Annotated in this window: 12 protein-coding genes and 1 pseudogene; 6 read left to right on the top strand and 7 right to left on the bottom strand. The window is 67.7% G+C overall.

Going from position 1 to position 16207, the window contains the following annotated elements; translation table 11 throughout:
- Positions 1–231 precede the first annotated feature (231 nt).
- Both LG278_RS17560 and LG278_RS17555 read left to right on the top strand, forming a co-directional pair.
- Positions 232–747: an ANTAR domain-containing response regulator gene (locus LG278_RS17560; protein ID WP_404388806.1), complete on the top strand. Its 516-nt coding sequence runs from the start codon at positions 232–234 to the stop codon at positions 745–747.
- A 151-nt stretch (positions 748–898) separates the two neighbouring features.
- Complete coding sequence (locus tag LG278_RS17555) at positions 899–1285, top strand: hypothetical protein (RefSeq protein WP_404388804.1); 387 nt, start codon at positions 899–901, stop codon at positions 1283–1285.
- Here the strand turns inward: LG278_RS17555 and LG278_RS17550 are convergent.
- Positions 1282–2142: an FMN-dependent NADH-azoreductase gene (locus LG278_RS17550; protein ID WP_404388803.1), complete on the bottom strand. Its 861-nt coding sequence runs from the start codon at positions 2140–2142 to the stop codon at positions 1282–1284. The genes LG278_RS17555 and LG278_RS17550 overlap by 4 nt on opposite strands.
- An 85-nt stretch (positions 2143–2227) precedes the next feature.
- Here LG278_RS17550 and LG278_RS17545 point away from each other — a divergent pair, with 85 nt between their 5' ends.
- Positions 2228–2701, top strand: a complete 474-nt coding sequence (locus LG278_RS17545) for a hypothetical protein (RefSeq protein WP_404388802.1) — start codon at positions 2228–2230, stop codon at positions 2699–2701.
- Positions 2702–2724: 23 nt separating this feature from the next.
- Here LG278_RS17545 and LG278_RS17540 read toward each other — a convergent pair whose 3' ends face one another.
- Together LG278_RS17540 and LG278_RS17535 are read right to left on the bottom strand one after the other, a co-directional pair.
- Complete coding sequence (locus LG278_RS17540) at positions 2725–6342, bottom strand: DUF11 domain-containing protein (protein ID WP_404388800.1); 3618 nt, start codon at positions 6340–6342, stop codon at positions 2725–2727.
- Positions 6343–6997: 655 nt separating this feature from the next.
- The gene (locus LG278_RS17535; RefSeq protein ID WP_404388799.1) at positions 6998–7723 is read right to left on the bottom strand and encodes a TetR/AcrR family transcriptional regulator C-terminal domain-containing protein; all 726 of its coding nucleotides are present in this window, start codon (positions 7721–7723) and stop codon (positions 6998–7000) included.
- Between the two features lie 156 nt (positions 7724–7879).
- Between LG278_RS17535 and LG278_RS17530 the strand changes: the two genes are divergently transcribed.
- Together LG278_RS17530 and LG278_RS17525 are read left to right on the top strand one after the other, a co-directional pair.
- Positions 7880–8188, top strand: coding sequence for a hypothetical protein (locus LG278_RS17530; protein WP_404388797.1), 309 nt, complete (start codon positions 7880–7882; stop codon positions 8186–8188).
- Positions 8189–8299: 111 nt separating this feature from the next.
- Positions 8300–8425 (top strand): hypothetical protein, encoded by a 126-nt coding sequence (locus tag LG278_RS17525; RefSeq protein WP_404388796.1) that lies wholly within the window; start codon positions 8300–8302, stop codon positions 8423–8425.
- A gap of 78 nt (positions 8426–8503) precedes the next feature.
- Here the strand turns inward: LG278_RS17525 and LG278_RS17520 are convergent.
- A pseudogene (locus LG278_RS17520) lies at positions 8504–9827 on the bottom strand (IS256 family transposase).
- Between the two features lie 893 nt (positions 9828–10720).
- On the opposite strand from LG278_RS17520, the gene LG278_RS17515 reads away from it, so the two are divergent.
- Positions 10721–12115, top strand: a complete 1395-nt coding sequence (locus tag LG278_RS17515) for a DUF2252 domain-containing protein (RefSeq protein WP_404388795.1) — start codon at positions 10721–10723, stop codon at positions 12113–12115.
- A 312-nt stretch (positions 12116–12427) separates the two neighbouring features.
- Here the strand turns inward: LG278_RS17515 and LG278_RS17510 are convergent, their stop codons facing one another.
- From LG278_RS17510 to LG278_RS17500, 3 genes are all read right to left on the bottom strand, one after another.
- Complete coding sequence (locus LG278_RS17510; RefSeq protein ID WP_404388794.1) at positions 12428–13348, bottom strand: IS982 family transposase; 921 nt, start codon at positions 13346–13348, stop codon at positions 12428–12430.
- Positions 13349–13935: 587 nt separating this feature from the next.
- Positions 13936–14550 carry a fatty acid desaturase family protein gene (locus tag LG278_RS17505; protein WP_404388793.1) on the bottom strand — a complete coding sequence of 205 codons (615 nt, stop codon included), beginning with the start codon at positions 14548–14550 and terminating at the stop codon, positions 13936–13938.
- A 292-nt stretch (positions 14551–14842) separates the two neighbouring features.
- Positions 14843–15946 (bottom strand): ANTAR domain-containing protein, encoded by a 1104-nt coding sequence (locus LG278_RS17500; protein ID WP_404388792.1) that lies wholly within the window; start codon positions 15944–15946, stop codon positions 14843–14845.
- Between the last annotated feature and the right edge of the window lie 261 nt (positions 15947–16207).

Genomic DNA, 16207 nt, shown 5'->3' with positions numbered 1-16207 from the left:
CCCGCCGGCGGGTGATGCGCATTGCCTTCACGGCCCCGCCAGATCGCCAGTAAACGCTCCCGGAGGTGGACGGCGCGTCCCGACCGTCCGGGACGGTCACGCCGGGACGACGCTCATGGCCGACGTCGCGTTCCTCGTCGGGATCGCATGATCGACGAGGTGGCGATACAGGCAACGCAGAGACTCTGAGCGAGATGCGGAGCGTCGAGATGCTGTGCGGCGTCCGCCACCGTGATCGAACGCCTTGGTTCGCCGCACCCGCATGATGGCGAGAGCGCCAGAACAAACGGTGGGGCGGGCTCTTTTCAGAAACCGCAGGACGTGGCTATCCTGTCGCTGTTCGGCCGGTCCAGCAGACGGCCGGGGCCGCAGGTCGACCGTTTCAGGAGCGGCACGATGCAGGCGAACCAGCACCACAAGACCGACCCCGTGCAGGCAGTCACCCGGGTCATGACAGAGCATCCGGTCGACACGGGAGATGACGGATCACTCACGGAGACAGAGGCGTTCATTCTCGAGATGCTCGAGCGGCTCGATGAGGCCAACACCGAAGCAGCCAACCTTCAACGAGCTTTGGAGCACAGCCGCGACATCGGTGCGGCGGTCGGAGTGGTGATGGCCTTCCACAAGATGCCCCAGGACGAGGCGTTCGAGATGCTTCGGCGCACCAGTCAGGACCTGAACCGCAAGCTGTATGCCTTGGCTCGGGAGGTGCTCGCCACCGGCGAACTGCCCTCCCGCCTGTGACCAGCCTCTGACGCCTCGGGCTCACGATCAGAGACAGCCGCGGGCAACTGGACGGCATACGCGTGTTGTGCGCTATTGGAACAGTCCCTAACGGTTGGTCGTGCTCTAGGTTCGCGAACCAGTCCCTGCCCCTCAGCGCGAAGGAGCCATCGTGCAGATCGGTGTCCCACGAGAGAGTCGCCCCCGTGAGACACGGGTCGGCGCGACGCCCAAGACCGTCGGTCAGCTCGTCGGGCTCGGCTACGACGTGGTCGTCGAGGCCGGCGCGGGCGCGGTGGCCAGCTTCTCCGACGAGGCGTATGCCGCTGCGGGGGCTCGGGTCGTGGACGCCGAGCAGGTGTGGGGCTCGGACGTCGTGCACAAGGTCAACGCGCCGAGCGACGAGGAGATCTCGCGCCTGCGGCCGGGCACGGTGCTCGTCTCGCTGCTGGCGCCGGCGCTCAGTCCCGAGCTGGTCGAGAAACTCCGCGCCGTAGGGCGTGACCGCGATGGCGATGGACGCGGTGCCGCGGATCAGCCGCGCGCGCAGTCGCTCTAGCTGGCGATCGCGTCGCCGAGACCGCGGGCGAGCTGCTCGGCCCTGACGTGAGCTTTGGCCAGGCTCGTGTCGGCGACGTCGGTCAGGTGGGCCAGTTTCGGGTTGACCGCGGCCATGGTGAGGTCGATGAGGATCTCTTCGAGCTCGCATCCGAGTAGGTCGACAAACTGGCGCCGCAGGTAGGGCTCTGCATGGTCGAAACCCTCGAGCGGCATCCCGGGGCCGTATGCGCCGCCCCGGGCGCTCACCATGACGACGGTCCTGCCCGCGAGTGGCTGGGTGATTCCGTACCCGGGGAAGAGTCTGATGTCGGTGAAGACGTGGTCCAGGTACGTCTTGAGGCAGGCCGGGATGCCGAGGTTGTACAGGGGCGCGGTCAAGAGGACGACGTCGGCTTCGAACAGCTCGTCCGCGAGGACCGCCGCACGAGCCTGAGCGGTCACGTGCTCGGGGGTCCTGTACTCAACCGGAACGAACATGGCAGTGTGTTCGAGCTCGGTCAGGTAGGGCAAGGGTGTGAGGCCGAGCTCGCGCTGGTGGACCGGCCCGGCGGGGTTCTCTGCGCGCCATGCGGCCTCGAAGGTGTTGGCGACCTGCCGAGAGACGGAGTTTTCGTCGCGGATGCTGGAGTCGATGCGTAGCAAGGACTTGGAAGAACCGTTCATCAGGAACTCCTTCAGGTCTCTGGAATGACGTCGGTCGCTACTCATCAATGGCGTGAACGGCGTGACCGCTGAGTTCAGTATGTGTTGGGAATTCACCTCGCGCTGCCGGATCTTCAACGTGGGACGTGTCTTGGGTGAGTTGCTCGATGGCGGCAGGCGTAGCCCGGCTGCGCCGGGCATCAGCAACTTCACGGAGAACAGGTCCTCCGGCGTAGCGGGTGTCCGCGAGATGCGGCTTCGCCACTGTGCAAGGCGCGGCTGGGGCGATACTGAAGCCATGATCCGCTTCGCGGCGGTCCTGGTGCTCGCCGTCCTGGTGCTGCCGGCATGCTCGACCGACCCGGCGTTGCCCCGGGGGCCGTCGTCGGGCCCAGGGGCGACGAGCGGCCCAGCCGTGCGTGGCACGACCGGGGCGGGGGGCGCGTCGGGACGCGTGGAGATCTTGGCCCTGTTTCGGCCAGTGTGCGGACCGGAGCCGCGCAGCCCGGCCACCCCGGCCGGCGCGTCCGACTGTCCCGAGGAACCGGTCGTTGGCGTCGAGGTCACGGCCACGAAGGCTGATGGCTCCGTGGCAGGACGGGGGACGACTGCTGACGACGGCACGGTGGCTCTGGACCTGGCGGCGGGCACCTACACGCTGACCGCGGCGCCGGCAGACCCGCCGAGGATCACGCCGCCGCCGGCGACCGTGACCGTCGGCACCGAGCCGGTGCCGACGGTCATTCTGGTCTACGAATCGTCAATGCAGTAGGGCCTATTCGCCAGTTGGGCGGCCTACCTGCCCGTGCCCCCCTTCATGACGATCGATGCCGCATTGGTGTTGTTGCCCAGCGTCAGGTCCGGCGTCGAACTTGTCACGGAGGCGGTGTTGAGGATGGTGCCGACGCTGCCGGAGACCTGGGACTCGATGACGAACGTCACCGATGCACCGGCGGGGACGTTGGTCGAGGTGCACCGCACGGTGTGCGTCGCCTTGGTGTAGGTGCACTGCGGCGACACGTACTGCACGATGAGCTTCTTGTTCGTCAGCGGCAGCACGTCCGTGACGACGATGTCGCGGGCGTCGGAGGGGCCTCCGGTGCCACACGTTGGGGTCTGCGTTGACTGCGCGTCGGTCTCGCACCCGGCGCCGTTGTGCACGACAAGGGTGTAGATGAGCGTGGGCGACGGGTTGCCGGACCGCTTGCTCGCCTGCTTGTCGAGCCAGACGTCGGCCCGGGTGTTGACGGTGGTGGCCGCGGTTGCGGTGTTGTTGCCCAGGACCGGATCCGGCGTCGCCGAGCTGACCGTGACGCTGTTGTTCAGCACCGCGCCGGGGTTGAGCGAGGCGTCGACCCGGACGGTGAGCTGGACCGTCGCGGACTGGCCAGGTTGCAGCGTGCCGACGGCGCACTCAACGGTCGTGGTCTGCACGAGCGTGCACACCGTCTGGCCGTTGTTGTTGACGCCGGACACGAATGTGACGCCGGACGGCATCGTGTCGGTCAGCAGGACCGAGGTCGCCGTCGAGGGGCCGCCGTTCGTGGCCACGATGGTCCACGTCAGGAGGTTGCCGGCGATGACCGGGTCGGGCGAGTCGGTCTTGGTGACCCGCAGGTCGGCCGAGGCCGTGACGCCCGTCGGGACGCTGACCCGGTTGTTGGCGTTGTCCGGGTCGGCCGTGGTGCTCGACACGACGGCCTCGTTGACGAGGATCGTGCCGGGCGGGGCGTCCGGTGCGACCGTGCCATTGACGGTGACGACGGCGCTCGCCCCGGCGTTGAGGTTGCCGAGGTTGCACGTCAGGTCGTGCCCGGTGGGCTGGCCGTAGGTGCAGGTGCCGACGGTCGTCGACACCGACACGAAGGTCACCCCGGTGGGCAGCCGATCGGTCACGACGACGCCCACGGCCCGCGAGGGACCGTTGTTCGTCACTGTGACGACGTACTGGATCGGCGTTCCGGCGACGACCGAGGCCGGTCCGGTCTTCGTCACTCTCAGGTCGGCGGAGCCGGTGAAGATCACCTTGCCCGTCGCCTGGTTGTTGGCCGTGACCGGATCGGGCGTCGGGCTCGACACGGTTGCGACGTCGTTGACCTCGGCGACGTCGGTTGCGGTGACGAGGACGCGCACGGTGGTGCGCCCCCCGGCCGGCTCGGTGCCGAGGCTGCAGGTGATCGTGATCGCGGTAGCCGGACCGGCCGTGGTCGGTGCGCACGTGCCGGACGGGGTCACGGTGACCCCGGTGACCGAGAACGGCGTGCTCGAGGTGAGAACGTCGGTGAGCGTCACGTTGACGGCGTCGGATGGTCCGAGGTTGTCGACGTGGATGTCGCAGAAGGCCTCCGTGCCCGCGGGTGCGGTGGTGTCTGGCTTGCAGACCTTCGTCACGGCGAGGTCGGCCTTGGCCTGCACTGTCGTCGTCGCGGTTGCCGTGTTGTTGCCGGGAGTCGGGTCGGTCTGGTTGGCCGCCGCGACCGAGGCCGTGTTGGTGATCAGGCCGGACGTGTTGGTGCCGAGGAAGTTCGACGGCACGTGGACCTGGATCCCGATGACGACCGACTGGGCCGGCAGGAGTGTCCCGACGGCACAGGTCAGGATGCCGGCGGCGTTGGTGCAACCGGGCGCGCTGACGAGGGTGACCCCGGCCGGCAGCACGTCGGTGATGGTGACGGCCTGCGCCGTCGCCGGACCGTCGTTGGTCGCCGTTAGGGTGTAGGTGAGGTCCTGCCCGGCGGTGACCGGGTCGGGCGAGTCGGACTTCGTGATCCGCAGGTCGCTCTGGAGGCACGACGGCAACCGGAACGAGCCGATGGTCGTCAGGCCGTTGTCGTGCATGCCGGTGAGCCAGAACGTGCACTCGTCGACGGGGTCGACGTTGAGGCTCGCGTAGTCGCCCCAGCGGTTCGACCCGGTCTGGGACACGGTGCCGGCGGTCATCGTCTGCTCACCCTGTGGCATCGACCCGATCGGGTCGTTGAGGCTGCGGGCTGTGTAGGCGAGCGACGGGAACGTCGCCGTGCTGTCGGAGGAGGTGTACCCGATGGCGATGTCTCCCCGACCGTCCATGGCGGCCGCGGCCATCCAGCGGTGCACACCGTCGATCGGCGCATAGGTGCCCTGCTGGAAGATCGACCAGCCAGCGCCGGTGTTGCGCAGCTCGTACCAGCGCACGCCCGCGCGGTTGGCGCCGTCTGCGTCAACGGTCTGGTTGATGACCATCGCCTCGTGGTCGCCGAAGTTGCGGTACTGCAGGCGGGCCATCAGGCGGTTGGACAGCGAGTCGACCCGGTTCGTCGTTCCGGGCTGCGGTATGCACGCCCGGAAGTTGGGTGAGCAGCTGAGGTCGGTGTCGAAGGCCGCAGTGTTGAGCGTGTCCGTGAGGGTGAATGTCGTGTTGGCCGGGGTGGCCCAGTCGACGTGGAACGACCGGATCTCGATGCGGTCGTTGCCACCGTCGAAGGCGCCGTCGAACGACATCGCGAACGGGTTGGGCGCTCCCGCAGGCGGCGGGTTCGCTCCGTCCCAGTCGGCCGGGACGATGCGGCGCTCGCGTCCGTCGACGCCGCCGCCGACGCCGACGCTGAAGGACTGGAACGTCGCGGGCGAGCCGGACAGCATTTGCGCGCGGTCGAAGGCGTAGGCACCGACGGAGCCACCCTCGTACGTCGACATGTAGAGCGCGTCGGGCCAGATGCCGTACTTCATGTAGTCGTGCGACCGCGGCAGGTTGAACTGGTAGAGGAACCAGTTCTGCGTCGGGTCCGGCGTTTGGGAGTAGGCGATGCACATCGGGAATGTGCCACCGGGACCGGTCGCCGAGTTCGGGTTGGTGAACTGGCTGATCATGAACCGGTCGGCCTCTTGGTCGTAGAGGACGATCGGGTCGCCGGCGTTCTGGGTGCGGCACTGGTCGAAGCCGGTGCCCGCTGTGGTGCCGTTGACCCAGAGCGTGTTGATGTTCACTGCGCCGGCGAGCGTGGTGCCCTGCTTGTCCCAGATCTGAATCTGGGAGTTGATCATCTGGACGTAGTGGTTGGGCCCCACGTCACCGTTGGGGTCGGGAGGGCTGAAGGGACTGGTCTGGCCGGCGAAGGACACCAGGGGCGCGGTGAGCTCCTGGCCGGCCTCGGAGGCGGAACTCTTGCTCGTCGCCGCGGACGGGGCCTCGGCCGTCTGGAGGACGGGGTCCTTGGTGCCCGTGCCCCGGGCCGCAGGCGCGCTCCGGCCGCGGCCCAGGCCCTCGCCCGGGTCGACGCGTGTCGCGCTCGTGTTGTGGCCCATGGACTTGAGCGCCTTGTTGGTGCGGCCAGCCGAGAACGGCTGGCTGACGAACGGCCCCGTATCTCTGCCGCTCTGCGTCACCGTGCCCTGCACCGGTGTGGTCGCAAGCGCGGGGGCCAGGGGCAGCATTGCCGCCATCAAACTGACCGCCAGCACACGAGGGACGAGGTGACCAAACATGTCCGAACCTTCCCTGAGGTGGACTAAAGAGACCTCTCAGTCTCCTGCCGCACCACTTCTGACCGCAGTCGTTTGGGGAAGGTGCCCGAAATGCCCTGTGGAACAAGAACATCCGGGCCTACCTGTGGTGCGCGCGTTAGTGGAGGTGCTGGAGTGCTCCACAGAGAAGAGAGCGGTCGGCGAGGTGCCTGGCCCCGGCGGCCTCCGGCGGTGGCAAGACCATCTCGTGCCACGGCGGAAAACTAGGACGCTTGCTCCGTGCACCGGCTACTTCGCGCCACAGGAATGGGTAGCAACAGAGCCCCACCCGGCGTCGCAGTGTTCCGGAAGACATGGGTTCCTCCCGCCCACAATTCTCTAGTGAGCAGATGAGGCGACAGCCGGAGGGTGCCGCCCGCTTCGCGGCTGATAGACGACTGCCGTGGTCGCTGGTATCGCCAGCTGAGCGTGCGTGGCGCGATGGTCAGCCACTCCGCGTGGGTGCCAAGCGTCGACACATGATTGGCCCGGTTGATCGGTGCACGCTTCCGCCGGGACGCCGCCCGGGCGGAGCTACTCCCGGGATGACCTCGGCCTTATCCGCCGCGGGGCGCGGGTATGGCTGTCATTGGCGATGGACGTGACCATCTAGGCGGGCCTGAAGTCCGATTAGGAGGGCTTCCAGGCCAAGGTCCAGCTCGGCGGCGCCGTCGAAACGGACGAGCTCGCTGGCGAGGCCGCGCAGGAGCGGGAACTCGTCGGCTGGCAGACGGTGCAGCCCAAGGCGGAGCAGGGCCTCGGACTCCTCGGGGTCGTGGCTGACTTCCTGCAGCTCGTTCAAGAGACTGCCGAAGAGGAACCCGAAGTAGGTGCGGTAGACGTGCAGGGCGTCGGCCGGCGGGAACCCGGCGTTGGTGAGGAGCTCCAGGATCCGCTCGAGGGGGCGCAGCGTTCCCAACGGTCGCAGCCCGAGGGGGGTCATCGGGGGCCGGGTGACGAGCAGCGGGACGACATGCGGGTGGGCCATGGCCAGGGCGCGGACGTCGTGCGCGATGCGGCGCAGCTCGACCTGCCACTCTGATCCTTCAGTGGGGATGTCGAGCTGGTCCAGGACGTGCTCGGCCACCCCGTCCAACAGGGCTTCGCGGTTGCGGGTATAGCGGTAGAGCGCCATCGGGTCGCGGCCGAGCTCTTGGCCCAGGCGCCGCATCGTCAGACCGTCCAGGCCATCGGCGTCGACCAGCCGCACGGCCGCGGCCAGGACCTCGTCGCGGCTCAACGTCCCGCGGCGGGACCGCTTCGGACGGTCTGCTGGCGGGGCCGGCGAGGGGTTCGTTGACTGCGGTGTCATGGGTCGATCCTCCAACAAGTGCGCCGGTCCCGGTTTGCTTATCGCGTAGTCTACGTCTACCGTCTACAGCGTAGAACAGCGGGTGCGGCGCCGACGCCCCCCGCCAGCGACTGGGCCAGAGGCTCAGCGCCCCCAAACGAACCGAAGGGCATCCCCATGAGCAACGCCACCCGCACCCACGCCGACCCCGACCAGATCGTGGACCGGCCCCGCCGCCTGACCACCGAGACCAAGGCCTCGACCAAGACGACCGAGTTCTTCGTCTACATCGCCGTCGTTCTCGCCGTCGCCGTCACCGCCTTCATGGTCAACGACGATGGCGGCGCCTCCGGCGGCAACGGCGTCGACCCGTTCAGCGCCCTCGACGCCCTCCGCTACATCACCTACCTGACGATCGGCTACATGATCGCCCGCGGCCTGGCCAAGGCCGGCAGCCGCGACGCGTACGACAACTACGACGCCTGACAGTTAACGCTCGTCACGCTGGACCGCAGCCCCCGCAACAGGGTGGCTGCGGTCCAGCTGCACACCCACGAACAAGCGCCACCACCGCCTCAAGGAAAGCAGCCGAACACCATGGAACGAGGACGCACCATCCGTATCCGCCCGCTCGGCGGCGCGCCGGGCTGCCTGACGATGATCCTGATCTCCGTGCTGGCCTCCGTAGCACTAACCATCCTCCTCAACGTCGTACTCCGCTGAAGACTCCTGCCAGGCCCGCCGATCCTCATGCGGTCGCGAGGGTCCGTCAGACAATCGGTGTAACTGGCGTTTTCATGGTTAGAGGTTCTCCGCTGCCGGCATCCGGTCGGCGAAGGTGATCGCGAAGGCGTTCAGGGCCGGCTTCCACCGGGTCACCCATCGTGCCTGCCCGAGGCCTTTGGGGTCCAGGCTCCGCGTGACGAGGTACAGCGTCTTGAGGGCGGCCTGCTCGGTCGGGAAGTGGCCCTTGGCGTTGACCGCCCGCCGGTAGCGGGCGTTGAGCGACTCGATCGCGTTCGTCGAGCAGAGCACCTTGCGGATCTCCAGGTCGTAGGCCAGGAACGGGATGAACTGCTCCCCCGCGTTGCGCCACAGCTTCGGGATCGCCGGGTAGGCCTTGCCCCACTTCTCCTCGAACTCCTCGAACTCCTCGAACGCCGCCCACGCCGCGTCCGCGGTTGGCGCGGTATAGATCGGGCGCAGGTCCCTGGCGATGGCCTCCCAGTACTTCTTCGACGCGTACCGGAACGTGCCAGTCGCATGCAGGGATCAGGTGCACGATGCAGGTCGGCACGATCGTCTCGTTGAAGACCGTCTCCACGCTGTCCGGCAAACCCTTGAGCCCGTCACAGACGATGAAGAACACATCCGCCACGCCCCGGTTGCGCAGGTCGGTCAGCACGAACATCGCGAACTTCGCGCTCTCGCCGGCGCCGTTGCCGGGCCACAGCCCGAGCACGTCCCGGTGCCCGTGCAGGTCGACCCCGATCGCGGCATAGAACGGCTGGTTGCCGACCTGCCCGTCGCGGACCTGGACCATGATCGCGTCGATGAAGATCGCCGCATACACCCGCTGCAACGGCCGCGAGGACCACGCCTGCATGTCCTCCAGAACCTTGTCCGTGATCCTGCTGACGGTGTCCTTGGACACCGACGCGCCATAGATCTCGGCGAAGTGCGCGCTGATCTCCCCAGTGGTCAACCCGCGGGCGCACAGCGACAACACGACCGCATCCACGTCCGTGAGGCGCCGCTGCCGATTCTTGACGATGACCGGCTCGAAGCTGCCGTCCCGGTCCCGCGGCACCTCGATGTCGACGGGGCCGGCGTTGTCGGTCAGCACCGTCTTCGCGCGGGTGCCGTTGCGGGACTTGGCCCCGTTACGCCCTTCGGCGGCGTGCTTGTCGTAGCCGACATGCTCGGTCATCTCCTCCTCGAGGGCGGCCTCGATGACCTGTTTGGTGATCGCCTTAAGCAGCCCCTCCGGGCCGGTCAGCTCCTCACCCCTGGCGCGAGCAGCCTTGACCAGCTCGCGCACCGCCGCACGCTCCACCTCAGCAGGTGTGAGCGACTTCTTGCCTGCCTTCCGCAGTGGGCTCACGCCCACCAGTGTCTCGGTCATCATCCGACCCTTCCCGCTGAACCCGTCAGCGCGTTGGGCCAGTTACCCCGTTCGTCGGACAGTCTCGGTCGCGACGATCGCGAAGTCCGCCTGGCGGGGTCCCAACAGAGAGGAGCCGAAATGACGCACGGTGCGGCGCGGCCATGCGATTGCGAGTTCCAGACGAGCCTCGCTCTTGGGCCTGTCAGGTGGGTCGTTTCTCATCGGGAAGCCGGAGTCGGCGGCAGGTGTCGGCGTAGTGGGGCGCGATCCGTTCGGGCGTGAAGAGCACCCGCGTATCGGGGTCCCGATCCCGGGTCGGGAACTCCGCGACCGTGCAGGGGCTCGTCGATTGGCGGGTGCGAGCTCTTCGGGGTGCTCGGACGGGGGCCGAGCACGCCGCGGCCCTGCCCCAGGGTCGTGGGAGCCCTTCGACGGCGGTGCCGACGACCGGCACCCGCAGACCCCAAAGCGGGGACGGCGCTTTGCGACCAGCCCTTCTCCCGGACGGGACGACGTGCACGGTGGCTCCGGCGATCTAGGAGCCGGAGGGCGAGCGACCGGGCGAGGGACGTCCGCAGCGGGCCGTCGCCGAGCAGTAGCGTCGCCGGCGCCGGCGCCAGCGGATCAGGAAGCATTGCCAGAGCGTCGAGCAGGACGTCGGGGCCCTCCTCCAGATGAAGGCGCCACGCAGACGGCGGATCGGCGCGGTGGGCGGGTCCGCCAGCGCGGCGACTCCCCCTTTTGGGGTGAGGCGCCGTGCCGGGAGAGATGGTTGTGTGGCGTGTTGACGCCGTGGTCGCGGATTCCTATCGCTCTTCGACGCCATGAGTTCCTTAGAGACGGAGAACGTAATGACCACGTCGACGGACGGAACACCCGCAGTTCAAGCACAGCGTGCGCCCGCGAGAAGGGTGGCGCATCTGAGCCCCGAGGAGCGCGTGGCCCGGGGTAAGGCCGCCCGCAACGACACCCCGAGGAGCAGTCACGGTCGATGGGAACCGGCGGACAGCCGCCCGGACCCGATCGCGCTGCTCGAGGAACAGGGGGCGAGCAGAGTTCTCGAGCTCGTTCCTCTGCGCTACGGGCGGATGATGGTCTCGCCGTTCACCTTTTTCCGCGGGGCCGCGTTGATCATGGCGTCCGATTTGGCGGCCACCCCCCGCTCGGGCCTGAACGCCCAGATCTGTGGTGATGCTCACCTGTCGAACTTCGGCGTGTTCGCCTCCCCGGAGCGGCAGTTGATGTTCGACATGAACGACTTCGACGAGACCCTTCCCGGGCCTTGGGAGTGGGACGTCAAGCGGCTCGCGGCGAGTTTCGAGATCGCCGGGCGAGACCGCGGCTTCAAACCCGCCGACCGGCGCGCGGTGGTCATGGCGGGCGTCGCGGAGTACCGGAAGCGGATGCATGAGTTCGCTGCGGCCCGCAACCTGGAGGTCTGGTACGCCCACATCCCGGTCGAGCGGATCTTCGAGGAACTGAAGGCCACTGCCACCAAGAAGCAGCAGGCCAAGGCCGCGGCCAACGCAGCCAAGGCGCGAACCCGTGACAGCATGCAGGCGTTCAGCAAGCTCACCCACGTGGTGGACGGTGAGCGCAGGATCGTGTCCGACCCCCCGTTGATCGTCCCGATCGAGGAGCTGATCCCACCGGGTCTGGGTCGCGACGACGTCGAGAGGGAGCTGCGCGAGCTGATCCGGTCCTATCGCCGCTCCTTGGAGACCGACCGCCGCGAGCTGCTGGAGGCCTTCGACTACGTACACCTCGCCCGCAAGGTGGTCGGCGTCGGCAGTGTCGGTACTCGTGCGTGGATCGCGTTGATGCTCGGGCGAGACGACCAGGATCCACTGTTCCTGCAGGCCAAGGAGGCCCAGGAGTCGGTGCTGGAACGGTTCGTCGGCAAAAGCAAGTACCGCAACAGTGGTCAGCGAGTTGTGGCCGGCCAACGCCTGATGCAGGCGAGCAGCGACAACTTTCTAGGCTGGCAGCGGATCACCGGGCTCGACGGGCAGGTGCGCGACTTCTACCTGCGTCAGCTGCGCGACTGGAAGGGCTCGGCCGACGTCGACAACATGGCCTCGAACCTGATGACCGGTTACGCCAAGATCTGCGGAGCGACGTTGGCTCGTGCCCATGCCCGCTCCGGGGACCGCATCGCCATCGCGTCATACCTGGGGAACAGCGACACCTTCGACCGCGCCATCGCTGACTTCTCCGCTCTCTACGCCGACCAGAACGAGCGCGACTACCAGGCGTTGGTCCACGCCGTCCAGTCCGGCCGGCTGGAGGCACAGACCGGGCTCTGACAGGAAGGTAGGCGGTGCCGCGGCGGCTGAGGTGGTGCTTGCACTTGTCGGATGCCCCCCGGAGCCCGTCGGATCGACCTGCCCAAGTCCAATCCTCCCGACCCACAGCGGCATTCGCGCGTCACGACCCGCTTCACCCGCTCACCAATCGGTGGATCAGGGCTCAGGCGGGCAGGCGTCGAGCAACTCTAGGCAACTGGCCCCACCCCACCCTGATTGGGCCGCTCCCAAGCCCGAGAGTGACCGCGTCCGACACCGTGGCGCCCACGGCAACGCCGAACCGTCGCCGGACAACAGGCGGCCGCTAGAAGACTAATTCCAAGGGGTCAGTGGTCGTAGGCGGTCAGGGACCGCAGCACGGTTTGGCCCGTGTGGTCGTTGTGCCAGATGGCGGCGGTCATGGCCAGGAGTCGTTGCAGGCCGCGGACGATGACACCGGTCGGGGTGCGGCCACCGTGTCGTTTGAGGCTGAGTTGCCCTTGAGGGTGTCGAACACGGATTCCACGGTTTGTCGGAGCGGTTTGAGCAGGTGGGTCCCAGTCTGGGGTTCTTCCCGGTCCGGGCCTTGCGTAGGAGGGTGAACCCGGTTGCGGCCAGCGTTGATTCGAACTCACGGCCGTAGTAGTTCTTGTCCGCGATGATGGTCCGGCCACCGCCGGCCAGTGCCGGGGTTGAGCCGATCAGGTCGGTCAGCACGGTTCGCTCGTCGGCCTTGGCGCCGGTCAGGGCGTAGGCGGTCGGCAGCCCCTGCAGGGTGCACACCAGGTGCAGGCGCAGTCCCCAGAAGTAGCGGGAGTGGGAGGCGCAGTAGCCGTACTCGGCCCAGCCGGCCAGGTCCGAGCGTTTGACGGTCTCCCGGGACCGGGCGCACTCGACCGGGGTGGAGTCGACCACCAGCACGTCATCGAGGGCCACGCTGGTGTCGGCGGCCAGGTGCTCGAGCAGGGCCACCATCACCGGGCCCAGTCGGCGCAGCCGCTTGTTGTACCCGGGCTGGTGTGGCAGGCAGGGGAACACGTGGCGCCACTGGGCGCGGACGTGCCCGACCCAGCGGGCCTCGTCATCGAAGCCGAGCACCGCCGACAGCACCGCCAGGGTGATCATCTCCGCGTCGCTGACCTTCGGCTTCATCCCGACCGCCGGCCGCCACGGGACCAGCTCAGGGCGAGCCTTCAACAGATCGTCGGTGCTGACGTAGATTGCGGTGGCGAGGGTGTCCAGATCGGGGTCCACGAAGGCCCTCCAAGGCTCGAGTTGGTTCACAACATCGAGTTTGGGCACCCTCGTCCTCAAGTCACACGCGCTACACCAGTCACCTTGGAATCGATCATCTAGGCGATTGCCGTCACGCTCGGTGTCTGCAGGCAGGGTCCCAGTCGCCCTTGCTGGATCAACACCCCTCCGGGAGACTCAGCACGGTTCAGTCCGCCGCTCGTGCGGTCGCGTCACTCGCTGCGCTGACCCTCCGCACTCGAGGTCGGCCTTCTTATCCGCGACCGTGACCGTGACGGAGGCGTAGCGGGCACCAGGGATGGTCTGCAGAACACCCCGCGCGACCGCCAACACGATCGCCTCAAGGTCTGTCGCATCCGGCAGCGCCCGCGCCATGGCGTCGGCGTGCGGCGCTATCGAGTGGGCGGCCCTGTCGACGCCTCTTGGCCTCGAATCCGAGATCGTGGTGCCGCCACCACGATGATGATTTTTGATGTCATAACGGAACCCCGGCTCTGATTGAACGGATCGGGGCCGAGGTCTGGCGCACCGGGTGGTCCCGGCGTACACGAGGAACACCAGCGCTGTCCCTCCGCCGAGGCGGGCTGTCAGGGAGGCGATCTCAACCCCCCGCAACTCGATGCTTGCCGCGACGTGACCCGCCGGATGCCGTCCCAGTGGAGAGAGACACCTTCGAACAGGGTGAGGGGGAAGAAGTACCAGCCCTGGTGCCGGACCGCCCACCGCACCACCCGGAAGTTCGAACGCCTGGCGCCGGACGGTGTGAAGGCGAGCGCACCGGGTGCGACGTCCGGATCGGCGCCGTCCTTGTTGGGGTTGGCGTGCTGCCGGTTGTGTTTGCTGCGCCACAACCCATGGCTGATGCCGACCAGGAGATTGGCGACCACCAGGCTGACCCAGCCATTCCATCTGCTCGAGGTGAACATCTGTCGGTGAGCGGCGTCGTGTCCGAGGAAAGCGACCTGGGTGAGAATGACTGCGAGCACCGCGGCCATCCCGAGCTGCCACCAGGTGTCACCCAGCCTCACGAACGCGGCGACCCACGCAGACAGCGTCAGGACGGCGCACAGTGCGATCCAGTAGTAACCGCGCCGGCGGCGCAGCAGGCCCATCTCCTGGACCTGTCGTGTCAGAGCGCTGAAGGCACTGACGGTGGACGCGGCGGAGACCGCGGAAATGACGCGTTGCTCTGGTGTCGACATGATCCGGTCCTGGGTCGCAGACAGATGGCGGCCCTCGGGGCCCGTGGATCGACGGCATCACCCGTGAGACAGTTCGTCGCTTGACTCTCGCGACGGGCCCTTGGTCACTCCGGTCGCAGCCTCGAGGTCGACGCGCCGGGGTCCGGGGACACGTCTGATCGATCACTGTGGACATACCCAATATGAGGCAGCTCAGCGCAACCCGATTCTTGCGTCGCGGCGCTGTTCCTAGACGGGCGACACCTGCGGAAACTGGCGTGATCTGCGCCGGCCTCCGTCAACTGATCATCCGTCAGGGGTCCCTACGTTGCAGTTCGCCAGTTTCGGCGAGATCGAGGGCCACGGCGTGGAGCTTCTCGTTCAACCGGCTCGATGCCAGGCGCAAGGCGTCGAAGGCGCCCTCCGGGGTGAGCTTGTGCCGTTCCATCAGGATCCCCTTGGCCTGGCCGATGACATCGCGGGAGAGAACGGCCTTGTGCAGGTTGTCTGCCAGATCCTGCAAGGCGTCGCGTTCACGTGCCGCGCCGGCGGCCATGGAGGCGTGCGCTGCGAGGATCAGTCCGATCTGCTGCGCCTCGTCGGTGAACGCCTCCGGCTCGATGCCGTACGTGTTCAGCGATCCTTCAACGCTGGCGCCGGAGGTCGCAGATCCCGTGGATCCTAGGCGGTAGGAGGCCGCTGAGTGAGCACCCAAGTCGGCCGGCTGCGACGCGAGCGTCGGCCACCGGGGGTCGGGAAACGACTGCGCATAGACGACCGGGGTCTCGACAGCATCCAGTGTGGGTCCTTCCTGGGCGTCGTACTGTGCTTGGTCGACCGCTGACGCGGCCACGTCCGTTGTCGAGGCTGTGCGAAGGGTCCCTTCCTCACTGACGGTGACACTTGCCATCTCGCACCCTGCGACGGTGCTCACCGCAGTCTCAGCTATACGCAGAAGGACAGCGTCATAGGTATCCGCGGCGTAGAGATTCTCGGCGATGGTGGCGAACGCCGTTGCCAGCCCGGTGGTCGGTGTGGCTTCCAGCCGTCGATCTGTTGCTTCTTCCCGGGCGTCAGCGGCCGCATGTCGCTCGACCTCTGAACCTTCCCGGTCCTGCCTCGCCTGGCCCCGCGTCGCTCGAGCCTCGTCTCGCTCCGCTGTGGCCGCGGCGCCGCGCGATAGCCCGAGTGCTGCCTCCCGGGCGTCCAGCTCACGTTCGCGCCGGTCCAACGCGCGCTCCCGCGCGTCGGCCGTCATGTCTCTGACAGCACCAGCCACGTCTCGCTCATCAGCCAGCTCGTCACGACGGTCACTAACGAAGTCGCGCTTCTCCGCCGCCCACTGGCGTTCCACCTCAGGTGGTTGCGCAGTCATTAGATCGTTCCCGTCCTCGACGCCACCGACGAAGGGGAGCATACGCTCCGGTCCCCGCCGGGCGGTCCACCAATCCGGGCCCGCAGCCGAGATCAACGATGCCCGATTTAAAGGGGATCCTGGGAGAGGCCCCTCCCAAGGGGTCACTACGGGGGCCCGCTGGAGACGTGCGTCCGCAGAGACCGACATTGGCGAGAACCTCTCAATAACCGCCGCCGCCCCTTGGACCACCCCGGTCATCCGCCCTCAGAGTCACCGACCTTTGCACGCGGGCCACACCAGCAGGGCGCTGACAGCGTGGAG

The sequence above is a fragment of the Humibacillus xanthopallidus genome, from assembly GCF_044793955.1.
Classification (GTDB): domain Bacteria; phylum Actinomycetota; class Actinomycetes; order Actinomycetales; family Dermatophilaceae; genus Humibacillus; species Humibacillus xanthopallidus_C.
Note: the sequence above shows the minus strand (reverse complement) of the source record. Positions and strands in the feature narration are given on the sequence as shown.

Bases quoted from the DNA above. Each gene is read 5' to 3' on its own strand.
- LG278_RS17545 (WP_404388802.1), top strand. From the start codon at position 2,228: ATGATCCGCTTCGCGGCGGTCCTGGTGCTCGCCGTCCTGGTGCTGCCG.
- LG278_RS17540 (WP_404388800.1), bottom strand. From the start codon at position 6,342: ATGCTGCCCCTGGCCCCCGCGCTTGCGACCACACCGGTGCAGGGCACG.
- LG278_RS17535 (WP_404388799.1), bottom strand. From the start codon at position 7,723: ATGACACCGCAGTCAACGAACCCCTCGCCGGCCCCGCCAGCAGACCGT.
- LG278_RS17530 (WP_404388797.1), top strand. From the start codon at position 7,880: ATGAGCAACGCCACCCGCACCCACGCCGACCCCGACCAGATCGTGGAC.
- LG278_RS17525 (WP_404388796.1), top strand. From the start codon at position 8,300: ATGGAACGAGGACGCACCATCCGTATCCGCCCGCTCGGCGGCGCGCCG.
- LG278_RS17505 (WP_404388793.1), bottom strand. From the start codon at position 14,550: ATGTCGACACCAGAGCAACGCGTCATTTCCGCGGTCTCCGCCGCGTCC.
- LG278_RS17500 (WP_404388792.1), bottom strand. From the start codon at position 15,946: ATGCTCCCCTTCGTCGGTGGCGTCGAGGACGGGAACGATCTAATGACT.